The following is a 23,352-nucleotide window of genomic DNA, read 5'->3' on the forward strand; positions in this document are numbered from 1 at the left end:
CTTGTTCATTTATTACACTTCTTTGAAATAATCTTTCCGAAAAGCACCGACGCGATTTGTATTGTCGATAATAAAAATGAATTCTTCTGTTTCATTTTTAACATCATATATTTTTCCAGGTGTAAGTGTCGTATTCACGACATATTTTTTTGCATCTGTGTGGACACATTCCACTTGTTTGATTGTTTTTGTATCTTGCCAATGTTTATGGATCATCATGTTTCTTCCTTTCGTTGATGTTTCTCGAGCTTTGGTAGCGTCCATTGCAGCAGCAGCGGTAAAACAAGTACTACTAAAAGCAGCCTTATCGTCTGCAAGGAGCTGACAATGGATGGGTCTCCGCCAGTCGTCTGTGCTGTCAGCGCCATCTCGACGAGGCCTCCAGGCGCCATGCTGAGTACAGAAGTAGCCATGTTCAATGATGTGAACTTGCTGAACAAAAACCCTAGTCCAAAGCAAAGTAAAATAAGCAGTATAGACAGACCGGTATAATAGAGACAAAGTCTGCCAGCTTTTTTTAAATCTCTTATAGAAATAGAATGACCTAAATATACGCCAATTGTCAACTGTGCCGCGACGAAAAACAGATGCGGAAACTGATATAAATGCATCCCGCTTACTTGCAGTATAGCTGTAAGCAGCATCGGAACGATAACAAGTGATGACGGTATAAATCTGTTTGTCAGACGGGCAACTATGTACATGAGGACATATAACCCGATTGTCCACCAAGCTCCTTGCTCTGTCTGGGGCAGCTGTACGGCTCCTTGACTCCCAGTGTCCATGAAGAGATGTGTAGCAGCGAACGGAATGATGAAAAGGATGCTGACTAGGCGAATCGTCTGGAATATCGTTACGAGACCCGTATTAGCCTTCATGGATTCGCTTAGTGCCGATACGGCAGACAAACCCCCTGGTATACTGCCGAGCATGCTTGTTTTCATATCGACGTTCACCCATTTACTGACCATATATGCATTGACCATGCAAATTGCAATCAATAGTAATGTCAAAAGTGTATAGATTATTAGATATGGCTGTACGTTATGGAATGTATGCACCGTAAATGTGTTACCAATCTGGATACCGAGCAGCCAATAGCTCACTTTACGAAGCCGCTGTGAAGCAGCTGTCTTGTTATTCCAGATGATCTTGGAAAGCAAGAGGCCTGTTACCGGCCCAAGTATCCATGGAAGCGGCAAATGCAGCAAAGTGAAAAGGCCGCCACCTATCAAGGCGATCAGATAAGACTTCAGGATGGAACGTAATTGACCGTTTTCCCCCATGGAAGTCAGGCCCTATCGCTTTTAGGTTTATAAAACCAGCCGCCGATGGCAATAACAGCCATTACGATCCAGAATGTAGCATTCCAGCCAGCAGAGTCAGGGAAATGCTCCGATATGATCTTCAATGCAGGATGTGCCAATGTGTGGATAGCCAATTTGATTGCTACCCAGCCGATGATCAAATACGCAGCTGCTTCGAGTCCAGGACGCTTGTCCAGGATTTTAACAATATAAGACGCAGCTATTCTGATTAAGATCAGACCGATCATGCCTCCTGCCAATACTACAAGGAATTGACCGCCATCCATTCCGCCGATGTGAGGAAGTGGTGTAGCCGATAAGGAAGCCGCGAGTGCAACTGCAGTAAGGATAGAGTCTACCGCGAAAGCAATATCCGCTAATTCCACTTTCAGTACTGTCATCCAAAATCCAGAGTTTTTCTTGCTGAACGGACTCTCGGCATCTTCCCCGCTGCCGTTTTTCTTTAATTTGATAAGGTTCGATATACAAATATATAGTAGATAAAGAGCACCTAAAGCCTGGATCTGCCAAATATTCACTAAGAAGCTGACAAAGAAAAGGGAAGCGAAACGGAAGATGAATGCCCCTCCCAGGCCATACAATAAAGCTTTACGCTGCTGTTCAGCAGGTAAATGTTTTACAATTAGCGCCATCACAAGCGCATTATCAGCTGCAAGCAATCCTTCCAGTCCAATCAATACTAGAAGAATCCAGCCGTATTCAATCCATAATGTAGAATCCATTCTCATACTCCTCGTCCAAAACAATGCTCTTGTTCCTTCATATAGCGAACAAGAGCAAAGCTGTTACTGTATTTATTTACTTGAAGAGATATAAATACTCTCCATAACCTTCTTTTTCCATTTCATCGACAGAAATGAATTTCATTGCTGCAGAGTTCATGCAGTAGCGCAGGCCGCCTGTAGCTCTCGGACCATCATCGAACACATGACCAAGATGCGAATCACTTTCAGCTGCCCTTACTTCGGTCCGCACCATACCATGTGAAAGATCCATATTCTCTTTCACTTCGTAAGAATCGAGCGGTCTTGTAAAGCTTGGCCAACCGCAGCCGGCGTCATATTGGTCCTTGGAAGAAAACAATGCTTTGCCGGATACGATATCCACGTAGATTCCTTCTTTGGTATTATTCCAATATTCGTTTTCGAAAGGACGCTCTGTTCCATTCTCTTGCGTAACGTGATATTGGATCGGAGTCAACATTTCTTTCAGCTTCGCTTTATCTTTTTTAGGACCCCAGTTTTGCTTGATGAAGTCCTCCCGACCGGAACCACGCTTGTACATCTTGTAATGGTACCTGTTCTTCTTGTAATAATCCTGATGTTTCTCTTCTGCCGGATAAAACGGCTTGGCAGGCAGAATCGGGGTTACGATATCCTTCTGGAAACGTCCGCTCTCCTGCAGCTTCGCTTTGGATGCCTCTGCCACTTGCCGCTGTTGTTCATCGTGGTAAAAGATCGCTGTTTTGTAAGATTCGCCACGGTCATGGAACTGCCCCCCAGCATCTGTAGGGTCGATCTGCTGCCAAAATGTTTCTACCAGTTTCTCATAAGGGAATATATCTGGATCGAAAGTAATTTGAACGGCCTCGACATGACCAGTTGTGTTCGAGCACACTTCCTCGTATGTGGGATTCGGTTTGTCGCCGCCAGTGTAACCGGAAACTACTGCTTCGATACCAGGTCGCTCCGTAAATGGTTCAACCATGCACCAAAAACAGCCTCCTGCAAAGGTAGCGTGTTGTAATGCCATAATAAATCCCTCCTTCATCGTATGCTATATATTTTCCTCTTTTGCGGAAAAAAATCAAGTAGCACGCTTAAATATACATTTTCGGGAGGGACTCTCCGGATTCGTTCTTCGTCAGTTTCTGTTTAGATGGTTCTTTTTCTTCCTTTTGGATGGAGGACAATGTCTTCTTGCTATCATCCTCGCTTTTATCCTTACCCTCATTATTGACTTCTGTCCCAGACGCTTCATCCTCGTCATCATCAAAGTTGATATCCTTCAAAGCTTTCATCATCTTGAGCATGGAAGGCAAGTTCTTCACCATCGGTCCATATTCCTGTACCATCGGCATGAAGGACTCAGCCGCCTTTAATGCGCTTTGTGTATGATTCAGCATGTCAAGTAACGATACTCCTCCAGAAGAACTGCTCGTTGCAGGAAGAGCTGCTCTGGCCGTTGTTTGTGCGCCTTTGCTTCCACGGTTCAGAATCTTTTGCAGAATACCAGGTAAGCCGCCTGGTGGGCGCTGTGGCTGCTGCGGTGCGACTCTCGGTTGAGGAAGAAATGGATTCCTCCTTACAGGTGGCTGTGGCTGGCCTCGTCGCCCGAAGACGGAAGGACCAAATGGATTTCTTGCCATTCTCATACCTCTTCTCGCGTCAATATTTCTACCAGTCTACGCAAGCAAGAAGTCTTTTGTTCCATTCTATTCTGGATGCAGGCAATATATTTCCCTCTTTGGCCCTCTATTTCCCGGGCAAGCGCAAGATTCTCCCTCTATCTACTTTTAAAGTAGAATTTTATGTCGTTAATTGACGCTTGATAACGAAACTAGCTGATACGTACAAATAGTTTGTTCCTCTTTCAACGTCAATTCGACAATGATTGCTTTGCCAATTTCATCTGTATCTTTCGCTCGCTTGATATCGATCGGCTGATGCAGGGGAAATAAATGATAACCCTGAAGTTTCAGCTGAAAAATATTTTCTTTGCTGTCAATGCGTTTTTCTTTTCCTTCTGTACGAAGGACTGTTTCAAAATTGATGGGAGTTCCCAAAGTTGTCTCCTCCTTATTGGAAAATGAATTTCGCTGACGAACCTGTCGGCGAAGTATCAATCTGCAGTTTCGTATGAATCTCTTCTTTCAGCTGTGGTACGTGAGAGATGATGCCGAGTACACGATTGCTCGCCTGCAAACCTTTCAGGCTGTCAATTGCCTGCTCGAGCGATACTTCATCCAGTGTTCCGAATCCTTCATCAATGAATAGGGTTTCGAGTTCAACACCGCCTGCATGTGCTTGAACAACATCAGACATGCCGAGAGCAAGCGATAATGCTGCTTTAAAGCCTTCACCGCCGGATAATGTCTTGACTGGACGTTCCTGTCCAGTGTGATGATCAATCACTTCAAGATCCAAACCGCTTTGAGCGCCGCGTTTTGCGATCTGGCCGCTTCGTTTCAGCTGATAGCGGTGATCTGTCATTTCTTCTAATCGTATATTCGCCTGCAGGATGATTTCATCCAAGAAGCTTGTCAGCACATAGCGCTCAAAGGAAAGTCGCAGGCTGTTATCTCCTTTTGCCAAATTAGCTAGTTCGCCAATATCGTAATACTGTGCTTTTTGATCTGCCGCTTCTTCCTGAAGCCGTATCAGGGAAGTCATGATATCTTCATGATGGGAGGCATAGCTTCTTGCCATATTCAGACTGCTATTTTTCGCTTCAAAGATTTGCTCTGCTTCTGACACTGCTTGCTCGAACAAAATCAAATCTGGCTTTTCCTTCTGATTGGTTTGCTTACGCAAAGAGTCGATTTGTTCAGAAACACTGCGTCGCTGCTGTTCATGCTGCTCCAATTCTTCCTGAAGCTTTCTTACGTCAAGCTCCGAACCGCTGGCTTGCCTGAAAGCTTCCGTATCATTAAATCCTGCATCTTCAAGCTTAGCGAGGAATGCTTTTTCCTCCCGGAAGTACGTTTGCTCCAAATCTGCTGCAAATTTTGCAGTTGATTCCAAAGCCGCTGCTATTTGCTGTCTGCTTATGGTGATTTCCTCGTACTGGTGCTGCAGAGCTTCCCATTCGCTGATAGCAGCTTCAATTGCAGCTTCCTCAAGTTTGATCTGGTGTTCCCATTCAGAATGGTTCTGAAGGACGTCAGGCAGCTGTTTACGTTGATAACTTACTTCTGCCTCGGTGCGAGTGTATGTTTCCTCAAGGGTGCGTAGATTGTTTTGGAGCTCTTCAGCGGCCTTCAGCTCTTGTTCAAACGTTTGTTTAAGCTTCTCCAGTATCTGTCTCTTTTGTTCCAGCTTCTTACGCTCTTCTTGCTTCGAACGAAGGGAGGCTGTTGTTTTGTCCTTTTTCGAGAGTATATCATGTTCCAGCTCATCCAGTTTTGTCTGATCGTATGTTGCTTCTCCTGTGATGTTCCGATAAAGCTCATCTGTCACCTGCCGGATGGCCTGCCCATTCGATTTTGCTTCCACATATTTTTTCTGTATTTCATCATATGCACGCTGGGCATCTTCGAGCATCAATCTCTTTTGTTTCAGCATCTCAAATGATTGAAGATGCGTTGTTGTTTGAGCCGGTGAAGGATGTTCGATGGATCCGCAGACTGGACAAGGTTCTCCAGATGCCAGCTGTCCGGCAAGATGTGCAGCGTGATGGGCCGCTTGCGCTTCTTCGATCTCCGAAATCTCCTGCCGCAGCTGCTGCACATGATGCTCTTTTTCCTGCAGAAGATTTTTGGTCTGCTGATAAATAGTGCGCATTTCCTGTAACTGACGGACCGCATCCTTCAATCGAGCTGCTTCCTCCAGTTGCCGATCAAGTTTCTCTAGTATTCCTTGATCCTCATAGAATGCTTGAATCAGTGCCGCTTCCTGGCTTAAATCTTGTTCCAGTATATGTTGCTGATTCTTCTTATCTGTGTGTGACTGTTTTAACTTGAGCAAACGCTGCTGCTTATCTTCAAGCATCTTCTGAATTCGTGTTAACTCCAGTTTGCGTTTTTCATAGTCCTTCCACTGCTCAAGCTGCTGCTTCTGCTTTTGCAGCTGTTCCTGCCGGCTTCTTCGCTGCGGTTCAAGCTCTTTTGCTTTTGTGTAGGAAGTGGAGATAGCGAGGTACTGCTGTTCTAACTGATCTTTTCTTTCCTTCGTTTCCTGCTGCGCTTTTGCCTGGCGCTGCCACTCCTGTTTGCGAGTCGCGAGCTGCTGCTCATAAGGTACCAGACGATTTGCTCGTTCCATATCCCGAAGGCGCTGCTGTTTTTGTTTGATCTCCGGCAGCTTGTGATCGAGTCGTTCTTTTTGGACAAGTGCTTGCTCCAGCTGTTTGAACGTATCAAGGAGCTGCTTTGCTTCGTAATATTGCTGCTGCCGTTCCTGCCAGATATTTTTATGCTTTTCAAGCTCCTGCTCTCCCTGTGTGACAGCAGCTTTTATAGCATCAAGTTCTATCTGCAGCTTCTTCATCGTATCTGGTACACTGTCTGTCTCAGCGGGCTCCTGTGTACGCCACTCGATTTTGCTGATTTGCTGCTGTTCTTTCCATTCTGTCTGCTGCAAACTTTCCTTGAGCTGTTTGGCTTCGTCCTTCAGAGCCTCCGTCATGCGTTCATAGAAGTATGTGCGGAAGATGCGCTGTAGAATTTCTTCCCTTTCTTTACTGTTCTCAGAGATGAGCTTTCGGAATTCTCCTTGCGGAATCATAATCATTTTACGGAATTGTTCATAATCGAGACCGATCTTCTCTTCGATTGCCTCGTTCACTTCCTTGATTCTGGAGCTGATCAGCACCTGCTCTCCATCTTTCCACTCATAAAACTCCGCTCTTGCCGGATCATCTGTAAAGCCGTCACCGCGCTCTTTCTTTTTCTGCTGTTTCGGGTAACGGATAACCTCATACTCCGTACCGCGAAGTGCGAAACGGTAGCGTACCTCCGTCGTTTCACCCGGTGCTGCGAAGTGGCTGCGAAGGGAATCTTGATCACGATCACTTCCGCTGGCACGTCCATACAAGCTGTAACATATTGCATCGAAGATTGTCGTCTTTCCTGCACCAGTCGGACCTGTGATCAAGAAGATGGATTCTGACCCAAGCTCCCGGAAATCTATCGTCTGCGGTTTGTGGTAAGGACCGAAAGCGGTCATATTCAATGTAATGGCACGCATATCAGCTTCTCCTCTCTTGCTCAACCAGACGTTGGATGATTGCTTCCATATGAGTCTGACGGTGTTCCGGTATTTCTTCACCTTTCATTTCCTCATAAAAGGCAGCAAATAGCTGCATATGCGACATACGCTGCTTTTCCTTGATTTGTTTGATGTCGGACATGGAGCTTACGCCTGCTTTTGCCTTGCGCTCCAATCGAAGGATATTTGGATAAAGTTTGCGCAGTTTCCCCATAGGGTCCAGCAGCTGCCCATCATCCAAGAGGCGTATATGCAGATAATCGTCCGGGTTTCCTGCCGTTCCTTCCATCAGTTCATCAAAGTATCCTTCTACAATACGCATGTCCCGCTCAGGTGTGAGATCGATCTTTTCAAAAGATTGGAATCCGTCAGCATCAAGCTCCACCATTGTCACTGATTTCTTATGGTTTGCCTCTGAAAACGAATATTTAAGCGGTGATCCGCTGTAGCGTATATGATCACTGCCGATCCGCTGCGCCTGATGCAAATGCCCAAATGCTGCATACGTGAATGGTTGGAAAAGAGCTGCATCCACATACGGACTCCCGCCGATCATCGAAAGCCGTTCCTCAGAGTCGGATTCCATACCGCCTGCAAGGAAAGCATGTCCAACAAAAACGTGCCGTTCCGTCATGTCATACGTATCAGTAATATAGGAAATGATCTTTTCCATCGCACGTTGATGGGTTGTGATAGTTTCATCTCCGAAGAATGCACGTACGTCAGCAGGCTCTGTATAGGGAATTAGATGAAAATGCACGGGACCATGTGCATCTTCCAGTGTGACCGGAGTCATTCCAGGCCGCAGCTTCGTTTCGATGTACAACTTACTTGCCTTGAACAGCTGACTGCCGAAATCGAGACGATCCGGGCTGTCATGGTTTCCACTGATGGACAATACTGGTATTTCCTTATCTCCGATCAACCAATTCCATGTGTTATTCAGCAATTCCACTGCATCGCGGGGCGGAATGGCCCGATCATATAAATCGCCTGCTACAATGACTGCATCAGGCTGTTCTCTATCGATTATCGTTTTGATCTGCTCCAGGATGAGAGCTTGATCTTCTGTCATATGTACGCTGTTGACGATCTTGCCAAGATGCCAATCAGCGGTATGCAATAGTTTCATACGAATTCCTCCTGCTATTATTCTAGCACGATTTAGAAAAGGGTGGTATGGGAAGAACCGGCAGGAAACTGCTAGTCTTGCTTTCTTCTATGAAAAGGGCATTTGGAAGGCGAGGTATTGTCATCATGGAGGAAGTACTGCTTCCATTCAAGATTATCCTCATTGCCGTATGCATTCAAATCAGGATGAATATCGCTAGAATCGTAATCGAGGATCCTTTCCCGGATTTTCTGTTTGATGGCAGCTGCAGCTTTCGGTTTTGATTCGAATGTCTCCAGCGCCCACCTTGGCGTAATGGCCAGCATCATACACGGAAAATGCCGGCTTTTCTTACTGGAATGTGCTGGAGTGGCACAAAACATGAAATATTGCTCCCCTCCGAAACAATATTCCCATAATACATCTTCCGGGTCTTTGGGAATATGAACTGGCCAGCTCTGTGAATCATAAGCGGCCGTCTTGCTGAGCAGGTCCCAAAAAATTTCAAAATAAGCAGGCACATCGAGGTGAAGCTCCTGCTGCTTTGTTGTATCAAAGAAAATAATCAGGGAAGTATAAGAACCTAATTTCTTTGCTTGCCGTCCGTATGCGCACAGAAAATCTGCCAGCTGTTCAGCTGCAGTTGCTGTCGTCGGGTCAGCGGCAAAGCCATAACGGAATTGACCAGTCCTATGACCGACTGTGGCTGGTATGCAGGGGAAATGGGAATGCTGGTCGGATAATTTATCATGAAAAGTGAAAAGTGCTTCTTGCTGCCAAGAAGTCTTGGGGTGATTGTCAGCATCATAGCTGTCAAACATGATCGTCATCACTGGTTCTCCTTTTCCTGGCTTAATCCCTAGTACTTTATTCAGGATGGAGATAGCAGGTGACTGACAGGAATTATGAAGACATCCGCCATAATTTACGCTGTGGCTGGATAGCTAGTATTCGATCCATCCGGAAGGTACGCAGCTGCTTACGCAAATAACAATACCCTGTTAGGGAGGACTCATTGATTCGCTCGATTTTTACTTGACGCTTCGTTAAGGAGCCATCCTTCGCCATATAAATCATTGTGACCTGCTGCTCTACGAATTTTGCCAATGCAATTCTATCCATTACGACCCCTGCCTTCTGTATAAGTTCATACACATATTATATACGAACTTATGTTCTGTGTCACTTGAAAAAGAACACATGTTCGACTATACTGTTTGCAGGAGGAATGACGTATGGTGAATGATCGCGGGAAAATCAAATGGACATCCCTGATGCTACCCGAGCATGTAGAGATGCTGCAGCAAATGGGACGGGAAATTGAAAAAAAAATGCCCCCAATCATAGATGAACAGCAGTTGGAAGAACTGGAACAGAAGATGCGCTCTATCCAGGTTGGCAAAACAAAAGTCAGTATGATGTACAGAAAAGGGCGCGATGCAGAACATGCATCAGGCGTCGTTACAGGACTGAAGCAGTCTGGGCAATATTTGCTTCTGGACACAAAGGATAGCTTGTACCCTCTCCGCATTCCATTCGACCATATTATAGATATTACGCTTCATTAAAAAAAGCCGCTCTCGGTTGAGGCGGCTTTTTTCATAGTGGTCAGCTTAACGTGCCATGCTTTCCGCTGGTGTTTCATCAGAAGCATATGTTTTTGTGTCCAATTCGCCAAGTGTCCGGCTGGTTACGAGACCTGATACCATTGATCCGCTGACATTGAGTGCCGTACGGCCCATGTCAATTAACGGCTCAATTGAAATTAGTACGCCGGCTAAAGCCACTGGCAAATTCATCGTAGAAAGAACGATCAAAGAGGCAAATGTTGCTCCTCCGCCTACTCCAGCTACACCGAATGAACTGATCATAACAACTATTATCAAGGTTGCAATGAACGACGGTGATAAAGGATTGATACCTTGAGATGGAGCGATCATAACCGCGAGCATAGCTGGATATATTCCAGCACATCCATTTTGTCCGATTGTGATCCCAAATGAGGCCGAGAAGTTGGCAATAGATTCTGGTACACCTAATTTATTTCGCTGTGCTTCCACGTTCAGCGGAAGAGTGCCGGCACTCGTACGGGAAGTGAAGGCAAAAGCCAACACTGGAAAGACCTTTTTTAGATACTGCTTTGGACTTAGTCCTAGTACAGCCAGCACAATAAGATGAACAACGAACATGGCAATCAGCGCCACATAAGAAGCAATAACAAATTTACCCAATGTAGCGATTGCGTTAAAATCACTGCCTGCTACCGTCTTTGCCATCAAAGCAAGTATGCCATATGGCGTTAGACGCAATACCAGTGTGACAATACGCATGACAAGACTATGCAGAGCTTCAATCATCTTTTTGAAGAAAGCTGCATGCTCAGGAGTCTTTCTCTTAATCCCAAGGTAAGCTACTCCTACAAATGCCGCAAAAATAACGACTGCAATCGTGGAAGTTGGTCTTGCTCCTGTCAAATCCAAGAACGGATTAGCAGGCAGGAATTCCAATATCTTCTGCGGAACAGTCGTGCTTTCGACTTCCGTCAGACTTGTTTCCAAATCTTCACCACGTGTTATTTCTGCATCGCCAGCTGTTACATCAATCGCTTTCAGGTCAAAACCTGCAGCAGCTGCAATTCCGATTGCTGCAGCAATTGCTGTTGTCACCATAAGTGTGCCGATGACAAGTCCGCTTATTTTCCCAAGATTAGAAGACTTCTCCAGTCTCGTAAAAGCAGCTACAATCGAGATGAAAACAAGCGGCATGACGATCATCTGTAAAAGCTTCACATAACCGCTTCCCACCAAACCAAACCAATCATTCGTCATGACGATGGTTTCAGAGGCTGGGTCATAAACTAACTGCAGTACCACTCCATACACAATACCGAGACCCAACCCGGTCAGTACCCGTTTGGAAAAGGAAACATGCTTCTTTTGCATGTAAAAGAGTACGCCGATTAAGGCAATAAGAATAATAATGTTCACAAAAGTGAATAAGTCCACACAAATCATCCTCCTTATTAAAATATATAATTCCAATCAACTAAGTATGAATTGACCTTATACACAATAACATGATGGAAAGATTATGTAAATATGAATCTGTGTTACTAAAATGGCAGTAACGTATTGGATGCTGTAACACATATATGAATTCACTCAACAAAAATCCGGTTCCCCAACCGGAACCGGATTTTATCAATTGGCGAAACGAAGAAGATCACCATTCAGGATAGCATCTGAATAATATAAATCTTGATTCCGTTTCTCGAAGTATGGAGAGCATTTGTCCATTTCTGTTTGTTCTGCAGATGCTTTGTCATAGCAAAGCTGTTTTGTGTAAATAACTTTTTCGGAAACAAAATCACCATCTCGGAACACAACGAACGGATCACGATCAGGTGCCAGCAGATCTTGGCCAAAATTCGGATAAACAGCAGTATCAACACCAAGCAGATGCAGGATCGTCGGCTGAATATCAATTTGTCCTCCAGGGATATGGAAGGTTTCTCCCTCCTGCCCTGGTACGTGAATGATTAGCGGAACCCGCTGTAAGTCGAGTTCCTCCGGTGTTGATAGATTCTCGTTTAGATAAGCTGCTATGCCATCATAATAGTTTTCTGATATACCATAATGATCACCAACGAGCACAATGATGGAATCCTCGTATAAGCCGCTTCGCTTCAGTTCAGCAAAAAATTCCTTAAGTGCTTCATCCTCATACCTAACTGTCTGGAAGTAGCGGTCCACGACATCCAAACCTGTGTTTGCTTCATCTAATAATATATCCTCTTCATCCAAAAGAAATGGAAAATGGTTCGTTAGCAGCAGGAACTTGCTGTAAAAAGGCTGTTTCAGTTCTTCGAGATAAGGCATTGATTGTTGGAGAAAGGCCTCATCCTTTATACCATAATTAACGGAATTTTCTTCGGAGACTTGATAATAATCCTTTGAGAAGAAATCGTCATAGCCGAAAGCATCGTATGCTTCTTCCCGATTCCAGAAACTGCCGACATTGCCGTGGAAAGAAGCGCTGTGATAGCCGGATTTTTCAAGGATTTCCGGCATGGCGATAAACTCATTCTCCGCTCGCCTCACATAAACAGAACCGCTAGCTAACGGATAGAAAGACTGGTCGAACATAAACTCTGCATCTGAGGTCTTCCCTTGGGCAGTCTGATGATATATCTGGTCAAAATAGAAACTTTCCTTCGTTAAGCTGTTCAGGAACGGCGTGATTTCCTCTCCCTTTACTTTTCTTCCGATGACAAATTGCTGTGTGGATTCCAAATTAACTAAGATGACGTTCTTTCCTTTTGCAGCACCAAAATATTCTGATGTTACATCTGTATCGGCAGCCTCCAAATACGCTGCAGCCTTCCTATAATCCTGCTCTGTCGCGAACGTACTGCTGAGCTCTGCGCGCGCAGTTTGGTAAATATCATACCCGTGATAATAGACAGGTCCCAGTGTACTCACCATTGCTGAGCGGTTATAACTTCCATCATGCTGATCTCCTCCAATATAGGAGAACCCCACATTAACACAAATTAATAATGCCGCACATATAGCGAAGACGCCCTTTCGGCTCCATTTAAAAGCTGCAGGAAGCGGCCGTTTAAAGATCCACCATAAAAGAAGAATCACAGCATCTGCGAAAAGAATTAAATCCAGAGGGTCCATCAATTCAGCAGTACTTTGACTAAGTCCCCCGACGTTTTTGAACTGGAAAAGAATAGGGAGTGTCACAAAGTCGATATAAAATCGAAAATACAATAGATTTCCGTACAAAATTCCTGATACGATGATATGCAATAGTAAGAACGCACCAGCACGTAGTTTTCTGGCAAAAAGATACAGCAAGACAGTCAATACGGCAATCGACGACATACAGGACAGGAACAACCGGATGTAATCAAGTGGCTCATATAGAGGCAAATCGAAATAGATGAGACAAATAAGGTACATTTTACTTAATAGGAGAACTGCTCCTGCCGAACAGAATCCTTTAGCGGAAGTAAAAAAATTCATCAGACGAATGTTTCCTTCTTTCCGATCAGAACGGCAAGCGCATCTGTCACACGCTCCAAATCCTTCTCCTTATGATGTCCCATGACGGAGATTTGAACCCAATTACGTTCGATCAGGTAACTGCTATTACAGCTGATCAAATAGCCTTTCTTTGCGAGTTCCCGACCGACGATATCTGCACGCTGCTCCTTTGGCAGAACGATAGTAACAATCCCCGGGGCCCACGCTACTTCAGCTAAAAGCCTCAGTCCCTTCATTTTACAAAGCTTGATCAGTTTTTTTGTCAATTCGCTGACCTGCTGCAGCAGTTTTGCATCTTCCCATTGATCGATTGCCGCGGATAAAGCGCTGATCAAGTTAGATGAATGCGTGAACGGGGCACTGTCATATGTATGGTAAAGACCCAGATCCAAATAACGAGGAATGCTCGTGGTTACTTCAATTGTATGATGATAAAAGACGAACGCCAAACCGGCATAAGAGGCCAGTCCCTTCCCGCTTCCGGCAGTTGCCAGGAACACATCTCGCAAATCGATTGGTACGTTGCCAAGGGAACTGCAGCAGTCCAGAACCAGCTTGCTGTCTGTTTTCTTTGCTATGTACTTCAGCTGATCTATGTCTTGCAGCACACCTGTTGAGGTCTCTACATGGACAGCCCATATCCAGGCGGCATCACATGCTCTTGCCTCTGCCAATATATGTTCATAATCAAAGCCTTCACCCCAAGGAATTTCCACTGTGTTGAAACGCAAACCTGCCCGTTGTGCATGATCTGTCAGCCTTGAGCCGAACTCTCCATTAACGAGAATCAGCCCCTGCTGATCCAATATGCGTAACTGAGCTGCCACGGCATCGTTTCCTAGTGTTCCGGTTCCCAGCAATATCTGGACATGCGCTGCCTGAGTAAGACTTCTTAGTCGCCCTTGCAGCTGATGAAGGTTATCAAGAAACGCAGGTGCACGATGCGAACATGCTGTTTCACCCATTACTTTTTTTACTTGATCTGCCATTGGAACAGGACCTGGCAAGAAACTTATTGGATCTCGACTTTGCAAGAGAATGCGCTGAAAAGCCCGTGCTTTGCGCTGGAACAATTCTTCCGTCACATACATCGGCTGGAACTGTGCATCTCCTGATCCAGTCAACGGCCCGAAAGCTACGAATCCCATATGCTTGTACAGCTTCTGCTGCCGTAAGACGCCAGAAATAACGGCCATATCAAATCCATTTTCGAGACAATATTGAATAAGCGCTTCTGCTAGCCTGAAAAATACGAAACTGTCACGATAGGCTTTTTCGACTGCCAGTAATCTGATCTCACATTTGGCATTATGAGGAGGCAGATAGTCATCCAGTCCCTCTATTTTTTCATCAAGCGAAAAAGGCCTGACTGAACGGATGGCTATCATTGCAACGACCGTTTCCCCATCCAGGCCGATAATGTATGTATTTTCCTGATTGAACCTATCTATTCTTTTACGCTCCTGATTGGTTTCGTGCTGTGGAATTTCCTCTGTGAAGGTACGATAATTAAGCGCATGCACCTGTTCAAATTCCCACGGCTCGGTAGCAATCTTGTACTTTAATTGTGTCGAATTCATCGTATGTCACCTTTCGTTACGTAATAGCAAATAGCTCCAAGCAGCTTTCAGATGTGTATGATGGGCTGCCAGGATAAGGACGGTCACTACAACGCAAACAGCAATAGTTGTCATGTCCAATCGTAAAAATGGAAGCAGCATGGCTGTAGAGGCATAGGCAAGTAATCCTGAGATACTGAATTTTTTAACAAAAAGATAGATAACTAGAAAAGCAGCAATCAGCAGTAAGATTGCCTGGTAAGAGAAAATGACAAGTGCCCCAAGGGACACTGCTATTCCTTTTCCGCCTTTAAAACGAAGCTGAATCGGGAATATATGACCCAGCACTGCTGCAATCACACTGAAACCTGCAATAATTTCAGTCTGGCCGCTCCATTTGATGAGCACTACAGCTAGCATTCCTTTGGCTATATCGAACACAAGCACCCAAAAGAAACCTTGCTTACCCATTGCTCTGCCAGCGTTCGTTGCTCCTGCATTCCCGCTTCCAGTCGTGCGGATATCGATTCCATGCTTCCATTTCATCATATAATAGGCTCCATTCAGTGAGCCGAGCAGATACGCTAATATGATTGTTATTAAAGCGAGCCCTACGGCTTCCATAAACTTACACCACCTTGCATTAGTTCCATAGTATAAATAAATATCTGAACTTTCAATGACATTTGACAAATTTCTACCTAAATATGGCATAATAAATGCCTGTATCTGCTGATACAGGCATTTATTTCATTTATTCTGTTGTTTCGTAAGCCCGCCATAGACGATCGAAAACCTGCAGCGCTCCATGGAAAGGGCTGTTCCATTCCAAGTATTCACTGATTTCGTCATAAGACGAGCTGTGCTTAGGAAAATTATGATCCCCAAACATCCAGTCTGCCAACTGGCTCTCATCCGTTGGCTTCTTCCGTCCTCGATATGTCATCATAAAATGATAAAAAGAACGCATTCATTCACCTTCTTTCGGTTGTACTTCGTTCTTCTTCCTCCACACTGGGTAATAAATTGTCAGCACAATCAATAAGAAGAAAAAAACAGGCGGCAAAAATACATGCAGCATTTAGTGCCTCACCCGATCATATTGTATAAAGTAATAATCGTAAGGATTGCGTTCGTCCTTGGTACCTTTTTCCCGAGAGATTTCCTGCCACTCATCCACCGGAAAGTCAGGAAAGTGTGTATCTGCCGGAAAGCTTTCCTCTATATACGTCATATAAATACGATCAGCGATCTCCAACGTCTGGGAAAAAATCTCACTTCCACCGATAACAAAAATCTCTTTTTCAGCGTGCTTTTCCGCCAGTTCATTTATGTCAGCCACATCATGCAAAACTGTGACACCATCCGAATGAAATGATTCATCCCTCGTAAGCACAACATTCGTCCGATTCGGCAGCGCACCATTCATGGAATCGAGTGTCTTTCTCCCCATAACGATAATTTGACCGGTCGTCTTCTCCTTGAAGAATCGCAAATCCCTTGGCAGCCGCCACGGAAGGTCATTTTTATACCCGATACCCCGGTTTTGATCCATCGCAAATAATAATGAAATCATGCTAGTCCCTCCTTATACGGCAACTGGCGCTTTAATGGCAGGATGCGGTTCATATCCAATGATTTCTAAGTCGTCCATAGAAGCATCGAATACTGAGCTGAAGCTATCTTTAATCTGCAATGCCGGCAATGGTTTTGGTGTACGGTCAAGCTGTGTCTTCACTTGCTCAAGATGATTCGTATATAAATGCGCATCTCCAATTGTATGGATGAATTCTCCGACTTCCAACCCGCACTCTTTGGCAATTAAATGCGTCAGCAGACTATAGCTTGCAATATTGAATGGGATGCCAAGGAAAATGTCGCCGCTGCGCTGGTACAGCTGGCAAGAAAGCTTATTGTCCGCTACATAGAACTGGAACATCGTATGACAGGGTGGCAGCGCCATCGATGGGACATCCTCTGGATTCCATGCAGAAACTATCAATCTTCTTGAGTCTGGATTTTTCTTTATCGTTTCAATTATGTCTTGCAATTGATCGATGCTTTCACCTTGTGAAGTCTTCCAGTTTCGCCACTGCTTCCCATATACGTCCCCAAGATGGCCAAATCGTTCGCTGAAAGCATCATCAGTCAGAATCAGCTGTTTGAATTGTTCCATTTGCGTTTCGTATGTTTTCCTGAAGTCACCGTCCTGCAGAGATCTGCGGCCAAAATCGGCCATATCCGGTCCGTCATATGCGTCACTTTCCACCCAATTCTTAAACGCCCATTCATTCCAGATGTTATTGTTATGCTCTAACAAATAGCGGATATTCGTATCGCCCTTTAGGAACCAAAGCAGCTCACTGGCAATCAGCCGGAAAGGGACTTTTTTTGTTGTAAGCAACGGAAAACCTTTTTGCAGGTCAAAGCGCATCTGGTAGCCGAAAACGGAAACAGTGCCTGTGCCTGTGCGATCTTCTTTTTTAGTGCCATTTTCCAGAACATACCGGCATAGATCCAGATAAGCTTGTTCAGAGGTTGTCATATAATATCATTCCTTTATCGTATATCATCACACGGCATCTCCCATTCCTCAAAAAATCGGTTCAGGAAGTCCTGCATGTAAGCATGTCTCGATTCAGCCATATGCAATGCTGTTTTCGTGTGCAGTGTTTCTTTCAATTTTAACAGTTTATCATAAAAATGCTGAACGCTCGAATGCTTCGGATCATTCGGCCAATGGATAAGGCGGCTCGCTGCCCCGCCAAACGCGAACGTACGGGCGATCCCGATAGCTCCTATAGCATCAAGACGGTCAGCATCCTGAATGATCTTACCTTCCAATGTATCAGGAGTACGTCCTTTACTGAAGGAAATATTGCGGCATGCCTGGAATATATCTTTAATCGTGTTTTCATCCAATCCGATACGCCGGAGAAAACCTTGGGCCTCAGCCACAGCATCAGCTGGCTCATCAAACAGTTTGTGGTCCCCAATATCGTGCATCCAGCCGATTGCCTCTGTCAGGAACGGATCTGCGCCCTCTTCAAAAGCTATTTTCCTTCCCATCTTAGCTACCCGCTTCATATGATAAAAGTCGTGCCCTGTCGCATCTTTGCGGAAAATGGTATATGCATAACGCTCCATTTCTTCCAATTGTCTTTTCTGTTCCATCGTTCATCGCCCTTCCTGGTCAAATAGGTTCAGCTGTTCTGGCGGAGGATCCGGCAGCTTCTGACCAAGGAGCTGCATCATCTCCTTGGCATTATCACTGGCATCACCGCCGGAATTATTATTGAACAATAAGATGACACGTGTACTGGAATGCTCCAGCTTTAATGCCGTATCCCGCCACTCCTTCAATTCAGCTTGATTGTATCGATAAAGAAAGCGGACCTTTCGCCAGTCCTCGCGACCGTTTTGATTCCAGCCATGCACATTCCGCCCATGAAAACGTACTAGCGTCAGCTGATCATTTGTAGCTTCGGAAACAGCCGGAACAGAACCGCTCCCTGCCTGTGGTTCATCGCAAACTGTATGTATGAATTCTAGCTCACGCAACAGATGAAGTGTCCTATCCCTGTATTCGTCCGCATACCAAGACTGATTTCGAAATTCAATCGCTACTGGCAGTCCTTTCATCAGCTCACGAATAAACCGGAGCCGATCGATACTTGTCTTTTCCACTTGGAACCACGGAGGAAACTGGAAAAGGACCGCAGCTAGCTTATCTGCTTCCATAATGGGCTGGATCGATGTCAGAAAATCATCAAATAGTGATGCAGCTTCTGCCCGTGTCATCTTTTTCCGACTCTGGCCAGTCATGTCCTGGTGCGCTTTTATGATAAAGGAAAAATGATCCGGTGTTTCTTCTGCCCATTTCGTATAATTACTGACAGACTGAATGGCGTAAAAGGAAGAATCCACTTCGACAACATCAAAATGGGTTGCATATGTTTTCAATTTCTGCTGCCTGGTTTTCGTATCCGGATATAATTTATCGTGATCTCCCCAACCGGTCACACCGACTTGTATTGTCAAACCTTCTCCTCCTTCCGACAATATACGATTTATTATATTGTAATGTAATCGTATCAAGCCATCAACGAAGAGCAATGCCTTGTCATGAAAATACATTAACTATCGCAAATTGACGAAAGAAGACATAATATAACCTTTCAAATCAAATCAGAAAGCGATTACTTTCCCAATATAACCCCATTTTTCCGTACTTGACGCATTTTTCAAAATAAGCTATATTTGTGTCAAGCAAACAAGATGAGCGGAATAAGAACGATGGCAGCTTGTTAGAAGAGCTAAGAAATTCCGCCCTTCTAACAGACTGCCTTTTTCAATTCATGCACGTCTTATTTGTATTATTACATGCGTTTTCTGTGAAACGTCTTTTAGGAGGATAAGGAATATGCCAAACGGTATTGTAAAGTGGTTCAACGCTGAAAAAGGTTACGGATTCATTCAAGTAGAGGACGGTAACGATGTGTTTGTACATTACTCCGCCATCCAGGAAGAAGGCTTCAAGAATCTTGAAGAAGGTCAGGAAGTATCCTTTGAAGTAATCGAAGGAGAAAGAGGCCCTCAAGCAGCTAACGTAGAAAAAGTCTAATATAATCGTAAGCGGCAATCCAATGGATTGCCGCTTTTCTGTATACACTTCCTTCCATAAGTTGCATCCGTTTGGAAAAGCGCGTATACTCTTCCATTGTCTATAGTTTTTTCACTAGGAGGAGCAGCATTGAATAACGATTTACTATGGATTGTCTTTTCGATTATAAATTTTGTCCTGCTGTTAATCATGTATCGGCTGTTCGGACGTCTCGGTTTGTTCGTATGGGTCGGTATGGCTACAGTACTGGCAAATATTCAGGTGACGAAGACAATCGAGCTGTTTGGTTTAACAGCAACAATGGGAAACATCATATATGGAACCATCTTCTTGGCTTCAGATATACTGAACGAGAATTATGGTAAGAAAATAGCCAGAAAAGCTGTCGGTCTAGGCTTTGCTACCCTTATCATCATGACGATCATCATGCAGGTTGTTCTTGTATTCGACCCGGCGCCAAGCGACATTGCGCATTCATCTCTCAGCACGATTTTCGGATTCCTACCTCGAGTCGCACTTGGGAGCCTGATTGCATACGGCATCAGCCAATATGTTGATGTCTGGCTGTATGCATTGCTCAAGCGAATGCTGCCAGATGATAAATTTCTTTGGGTGCGAAACAATGGAAGTACGATGCTCAGTCAGCTGCTGGATACGCTCGTCTTTTGCACAATTGCATTTGCAGGGACATATGAAGGATCGGTATGGATGGAGATATTCATCTCGACGTATTTGTTGAAATTCGTGGTCAGCATCATTTCGACACCGTTTCTTTACGGCGCAAAACGTATGTACAGGCAAATCAACGATTAGGGGGAATGGATATTGATCGAGGTATATACGGATGGTGCCACTAGTGGTAATCCAGGGCAAAGCGGTGCAGGTATCGTAATTATAAATGATGGAACACGCCAGACTTACAGCGTACCGCTCGGTATGATGACAAATCATCAAGCGGAGTTTTGGGCCATCATCAGAGCACTGGAAATCTGTCAGAGCGATTACCCCGACGATATCATCTCCTTACGCTCGGATTCCCAAGCGGCAGTACAAGCAATCGATAAGGAACATACGAAGAACAAGGAATTCCAGCCACTATTGGAGCAGATCATGCAGCTTAGTCGGCAGTTTCCTTATTTCTTCATTAAATGGATACCAGAAAAACAAAACAAAGCAGCTGATCAGCTTGCGCGGGAAGCGATTCGGCAGAATCAATGATATTGAAGCTGAAATCCTTTTCTCGCAAGCAGATCTTCTGCTTGTTTTTTTGTATGTATCTTATCTTCCCCTATTAAATCGAGCACACTAAGATAGAAGCTGCCGTCAAAGGCATGCTGGAAGCGCAACGTCATTTGCACAGCAAAAATAACCTTCCAATCAGGAGCATTGGCATAATTTTTGCCAAAATAAATGAATTGTACGTCTTCGTCAGTCAGTTTGAATCCTTTTGCCCATAAATCGTCCAGAAAATAGGCCAAGCTATGTTTCGTCAACTCTCAAAACCCCTTTATCAGAATCCGACTATTATTATAGCATTCTTGTTTCCGGTTTCAATGATTTTATGATAATTCCGTTTTATTGGATTTGTTAGATTTTTCTAACTTGCGCAACATTTCTACTAAGTATTTACAATTCAAAAAGTTAGCATTAAACTAATAAAGCCAATTAGAAAGGGGATGTTAGCGTGAAAAAGCTTATGTATTTGCTTGCGTTAACGGCTATCGTAGCCATCTTTGCAACAGGTTGTTCAAATGCTGATTCACAAAGTAAGTCAGACAGCGGTTCAGAAAAAACAGAAACGACCGATGTCAAAAAGGAACTTCTGCGTACACAAATGGATTTCACAGCAGATTTCAGTCCTAACTATGCACCGATTGCAGCTTACCAAACTGCACTAGCTGACGAAGAGTCAGCAGACGATGTTATCAAAACGTCTGCTGAAGCTGCTAAAAAAGCAGCTGATGAAGGTGCTGCAAAGCTTGCGGATTACAAGCTGGAAAGCAATCTTCCAGATGAAGAGAAAGAAGCCTTCACTGCTTCACTTGAGTCTTTGAAAGCATACTTCGAGGAAGTTAGTAAAGCAATCGATGCTTCTCAAACAGAGCCTAACTTAGATGCAGCTCAGAAACAATTCGACACTTTCCAGTCCGACTTAGAAGAACTCTATAAAGATGCTGGATTGCAAGTGCCGGATATGGCAACAGCTCTAAGCTAAAAAAACGATGCAGATCACTCTGCATCGTTTTTTTATAATTGATAGATTTTACTGTATTTCTCAGTCAGATAGCTTACAAGATGATTGGCATTCAATCCTTCACCCGTTACATCCTGCAGCAATTCCAAAGGTTTCTTAGCTTTACCGTATTGATGGATTTGTTCCGTTAACCATTCTTTGATCGGAGCGAAGTCCCCTTTTTCAATCAGTCTGTCCGTATCCAAAGACTCCTGCATCTTGGCATGGAACTGCGCTGCGTACATATAACCTAATGCGTATGAAGGGAAATAACCGAAATCCCCTCCTGACCAGTGAATATCCTGCAGCACACCTTGGGAATCGCTTTCTGGCACAATACCAAGGTACTCTTCCATTTTACTGTTCCAGATTTCAGGCAGATCTTTCACCTCGATCTCATCTTTGAATAGTGCTTTCTCCAGTTCATAACGGATCATGATATGCAATGCGTACGTCAATTCGTCTGCCTCAATCCGGATGAATGAAGCTTTTACCTCATTCACTGCCTGATAGAATGTCTCAAAATCAATCTCCTGCAGTGATGCAGGCGCATAAGTTTTGAATTCCTCAAAATGGCCTTTCCAGAATGCCTCGCTGCGTGCGACGAAGTTTTCCCAGAATAAAGACTGAGATTCATGAATTCCCATGCTCGTTCCGCTCGCTAAAGGTGTCGAAGCTAATGTTTCCGCTATGTTCTGTTCGTACAGCGCATGACCGCCTTCATGAATCGTACCGAAGACAGCCATCCGGAAATCTTCTTCATCATAACGCGTCGTGATACGGACATCTTTCGGATTCAATGTGATTTCAAATGGATGAATTGTATCATCCAGTCTTCCGGCTTCAAAGTCATAGCCCATTTTTTCCAGAACAGAAATAGTAAAAGCTTTTTGCTGATCCTTCGAGAAATGTGTCTGCAGCACACTAGTGTCTGGTTTCACCTTTGACTGTTTGATTTGTTCAAGCAGATTTGTAAGGGCTTTACGCAATGCTGGGAACACTTCATCCAGCGTCTCCATTGTCACGCCAGGCTCATACATATCCAGCAGAACGTCATAAGGATGCTGTTCAGCATTCCAATAAGAAGCGAATTTCTTTTTGTAGGCAACCAGTTCCTCCAGATATGGCTGAAGCAAATTGAAATCACCTTTTTCCCTTGCTTCTCCCCAAACAGATTCGGCTTTGGACTGAAGCATGATATACGCTTTAAATTCTGCTTCAGGAATTTTCTTGTTTCGATCGTATTCTTTTTCACTCTCAGCTAATGATTTGACCAGTATTTCATCCTCTGCGATCGGCTTCAGTTCGTCTATCAGTTCTTTCAGTTTGTCAGATGTGGATAGACGATGCGACTGCTGTGATAAATAGCTGATCGCTTCAGCCCGATATTCCATACCAGCTTTCGGTGCTTTTGTCCGCAAGTCCCAATGCATGAGGGCTATTGCTTCTTCATACGCTTTTTGTTCCTTGATCAAGTCCCAATACTGCTGTGTTGCATCTGACATACTATCCGCTC

The 23,352-nt window shown here is 44.4% G+C and carries 26 protein-coding genes; 5 read left to right on the top strand and 21 right to left on the bottom strand.

Translation table 11 applies throughout. From position 1 onward, the window contains the following. Positions 1 to 12: 12 nt before the first annotated feature. The 10 genes from ACH6C1_RS08335 to ACH6C1_RS08380 all read right to left on the bottom strand — a co-directional run bounded on the left by ACH6C1_RS08335 (position 13) and on the right by ACH6C1_RS08380 (position 9,488). A complete protein-coding gene (locus ACH6C1_RS08335; protein WP_095222724.1) occupies positions 13 to 216 on the bottom strand; it encodes a DUF6501 family protein in 204 nt (67 codons plus the stop codon). Further along, complete coding sequence (locus tag ACH6C1_RS08340; RefSeq protein ID WP_095222723.1) at positions 216 to 1,286, bottom strand: AbrB family transcriptional regulator; 1,071 nt, start codon at positions 1,284 to 1,286, stop codon at positions 216 to 218. The genes ACH6C1_RS08335 and ACH6C1_RS08340 overlap by 1 nt, the downstream gene beginning before the upstream one ends. A 5-nt stretch (positions 1,287 to 1,291) precedes the next feature. Next, positions 1,292 to 2,050: a TerC family protein gene (locus ACH6C1_RS08345; protein ID WP_374076290.1), complete on the bottom strand. Its 759-nt coding sequence runs from the start codon at positions 2,048 to 2,050 to the stop codon at positions 1,292 to 1,294. A gap of 76 nt (positions 2,051 to 2,126) precedes the next feature. After that, entirely contained in the window at positions 2,127 to 3,080 is a 954-nt protein-coding gene (gene msrA, locus ACH6C1_RS08350) for a peptide-methionine (S)-S-oxide reductase MsrA (RefSeq protein ID WP_374076292.1), read from the bottom strand. Positions 3,081 to 3,147: 67 nt separating this feature from the next. Beyond that, on the bottom strand, positions 3,148 to 3,696 hold the full coding sequence (gene vrrA / locus ACH6C1_RS08355; protein WP_374076294.1) for a VrrA/YqfQ family protein: 549 nt from the start codon (positions 3,694 to 3,696) through the stop codon (positions 3,148 to 3,150). A 168-nt stretch (positions 3,697 to 3,864) separates the two neighbouring features. After that, complete coding sequence (locus tag ACH6C1_RS08360; RefSeq protein ID WP_095222719.1) at positions 3,865 to 4,113, bottom strand: DUF2584 family protein; 249 nt, start codon at positions 4,111 to 4,113, stop codon at positions 3,865 to 3,867. Between the two features lie 13 nt (positions 4,114 to 4,126). Continuing rightward, positions 4,127 to 7,234, bottom strand: coding sequence for an AAA family ATPase (locus tag ACH6C1_RS08365; RefSeq protein WP_374076296.1), 3,108 nt, complete (start codon positions 7,232 to 7,234; stop codon positions 4,127 to 4,129). 1 nt (position 7,235) lies between these two features. After that, positions 7,236 to 8,387, bottom strand: coding sequence for an exonuclease SbcCD subunit D (locus tag ACH6C1_RS08370; RefSeq protein ID WP_374076298.1), 1,152 nt, complete (start codon positions 8,385 to 8,387; stop codon positions 7,236 to 7,238). A gap of 71 nt (positions 8,388 to 8,458) precedes the next feature. Continuing rightward, positions 8,459 to 9,196 (bottom strand): YqcI/YcgG family protein, encoded by a 738-nt coding sequence (locus tag ACH6C1_RS08375; RefSeq protein WP_374076300.1) that lies wholly within the window; start codon positions 9,194 to 9,196, stop codon positions 8,459 to 8,461. A 73-nt stretch (positions 9,197 to 9,269) separates the two neighbouring features. Beyond that, complete coding sequence (locus ACH6C1_RS08380; RefSeq protein ID WP_095222715.1) at positions 9,270 to 9,488, bottom strand: WYL domain-containing protein; 219 nt, start codon at positions 9,486 to 9,488, stop codon at positions 9,270 to 9,272. A gap of 113 nt (positions 9,489 to 9,601) precedes the next feature. Between ACH6C1_RS08380 and ACH6C1_RS08385 the strand changes: the two genes are divergently transcribed. Further along, complete coding sequence (locus tag ACH6C1_RS08385; RefSeq protein ID WP_374076302.1) at positions 9,602 to 9,934, top strand: YolD-like family protein; 333 nt, start codon at positions 9,602 to 9,604, stop codon at positions 9,932 to 9,934. A gap of 45 nt (positions 9,935 to 9,979) precedes the next feature. Here ACH6C1_RS08385 and ACH6C1_RS08390 read toward each other — a convergent pair whose 3' ends face one another. From ACH6C1_RS08390 to ACH6C1_RS08430, 9 genes are all read right to left on the bottom strand, one after another. Beyond that, complete coding sequence (locus ACH6C1_RS08390; protein WP_374076304.1) at positions 9,980 to 11,380, bottom strand: L-cystine transporter; 1,401 nt, start codon at positions 11,378 to 11,380, stop codon at positions 9,980 to 9,982. Between the two features lie 186 nt (positions 11,381 to 11,566). Continuing rightward, positions 11,567 to 13,399, bottom strand: a complete 1,833-nt coding sequence (locus ACH6C1_RS08395) for an LTA synthase family protein (protein ID WP_374076306.1) — start codon at positions 13,397 to 13,399, stop codon at positions 11,567 to 11,569. Continuing rightward, positions 13,399 to 15,000 carry a GNAT family N-acetyltransferase gene (locus ACH6C1_RS08400; RefSeq protein WP_374076308.1) on the bottom strand — a complete coding sequence of 534 codons (1,602 nt, stop codon included), beginning with the start codon at positions 14,998 to 15,000 and terminating at the stop codon, positions 13,399 to 13,401. The genes ACH6C1_RS08395 and ACH6C1_RS08400 overlap by 1 nt, the downstream gene beginning before the upstream one ends. Positions 15,001 to 15,006: 6 nt before the next feature. Next, on the bottom strand, positions 15,007 to 15,603 hold the full coding sequence (gene plsY / locus ACH6C1_RS08405) for a glycerol-3-phosphate 1-O-acyltransferase PlsY (protein ID WP_374076310.1): 597 nt from the start codon (positions 15,601 to 15,603) through the stop codon (positions 15,007 to 15,009). Between the two features lie 130 nt (positions 15,604 to 15,733). Beyond that, positions 15,734 to 15,949 carry a YozE family protein gene (locus ACH6C1_RS08410; protein WP_374076312.1) on the bottom strand — a complete coding sequence of 72 codons (216 nt, stop codon included), beginning with the start codon at positions 15,947 to 15,949 and terminating at the stop codon, positions 15,734 to 15,736. Between the two features lie 111 nt (positions 15,950 to 16,060). Then, positions 16,061 to 16,555: a dihydrofolate reductase gene (locus tag ACH6C1_RS08415; protein WP_374076314.1), complete on the bottom strand. Its 495-nt coding sequence runs from the start codon at positions 16,553 to 16,555 to the stop codon at positions 16,061 to 16,063. Positions 16,556 to 16,567: 12 nt separating this feature from the next. Beyond that, entirely contained in the window at positions 16,568 to 17,524 is a 957-nt protein-coding gene (locus ACH6C1_RS08420) for a thymidylate synthase (protein WP_374076316.1), read from the bottom strand. 14 nt (positions 17,525 to 17,538) lie between these two features. After that, positions 17,539 to 18,153 carry an HD domain-containing protein gene (locus ACH6C1_RS08425; protein ID WP_374076318.1) on the bottom strand — a complete coding sequence of 205 codons (615 nt, stop codon included), beginning with the start codon at positions 18,151 to 18,153 and terminating at the stop codon, positions 17,539 to 17,541. A 3-nt stretch (positions 18,154 to 18,156) separates the two neighbouring features. Continuing rightward, positions 18,157 to 19,020 carry a DUF72 domain-containing protein gene (locus tag ACH6C1_RS08430; protein ID WP_374076320.1) on the bottom strand — a complete coding sequence of 288 codons (864 nt, stop codon included), beginning with the start codon at positions 19,018 to 19,020 and terminating at the stop codon, positions 18,157 to 18,159. A gap of 382 nt (positions 19,021 to 19,402) precedes the next feature. On the opposite strand from ACH6C1_RS08430, the gene ACH6C1_RS08435 reads away from it, so the two are divergent. The 3 genes from ACH6C1_RS08435 (at position 19,403) to ACH6C1_RS08445 (ending at position 20,821) form a co-directional block, all read left to right on the top strand. Beyond that, positions 19,403 to 19,603 carry a cold-shock protein gene (locus ACH6C1_RS08435; RefSeq protein ID WP_038560820.1) on the top strand — a complete coding sequence of 67 codons (201 nt, stop codon included), beginning with the start codon at positions 19,403 to 19,405 and terminating at the stop codon, positions 19,601 to 19,603. Between the two features lie 129 nt (positions 19,604 to 19,732). After that, positions 19,733 to 20,416: a queuosine precursor transporter gene (locus ACH6C1_RS08440; protein WP_095222705.1), complete on the top strand. Its 684-nt coding sequence runs from the start codon at positions 19,733 to 19,735 to the stop codon at positions 20,414 to 20,416. A gap of 12 nt (positions 20,417 to 20,428) precedes the next feature. Further along, positions 20,429 to 20,821, top strand: coding sequence for a ribonuclease HI family protein (locus ACH6C1_RS08445; protein WP_366249791.1), 393 nt, complete (start codon positions 20,429 to 20,431; stop codon positions 20,819 to 20,821). Here ACH6C1_RS08445 and ACH6C1_RS08450 read toward each other — a convergent pair. After that, positions 20,815 to 21,096, bottom strand: a complete 282-nt coding sequence (locus ACH6C1_RS08450; RefSeq protein ID WP_095222703.1) for a DUF6123 family protein — start codon at positions 21,094 to 21,096, stop codon at positions 20,815 to 20,817. The two genes, ACH6C1_RS08445 and ACH6C1_RS08450, sit on opposite strands and share 7 nt — an antisense overlap. Positions 21,097 to 21,287: 191 nt before the next feature. Between ACH6C1_RS08450 and ACH6C1_RS08455 the strand changes: the two genes are divergently transcribed. Beyond that, positions 21,288 to 21,818 carry a hypothetical protein gene (locus ACH6C1_RS08455; RefSeq protein ID WP_095222702.1) on the top strand — a complete coding sequence of 177 codons (531 nt, stop codon included), beginning with the start codon at positions 21,288 to 21,290 and terminating at the stop codon, positions 21,816 to 21,818. A gap of 32 nt (positions 21,819 to 21,850) precedes the next feature. Here the strand turns inward: ACH6C1_RS08455 and ACH6C1_RS08460 are convergent, their stop codons facing one another. Beyond that, positions 21,851 to 23,341, bottom strand: a complete 1,491-nt coding sequence (locus ACH6C1_RS08460; protein WP_374076324.1) for a carboxypeptidase M32 — start codon at positions 23,339 to 23,341, stop codon at positions 21,851 to 21,853. Positions 23,342 to 23,352: the final 11 nt, after the last annotated feature.

It is taken from the genome of Terribacillus sp. JSM ZJ617, from assembly GCF_044383785.1.
GTDB lineage: Bacteria > Bacillota > Bacilli > Bacillales > Amphibacillaceae > Terribacillus.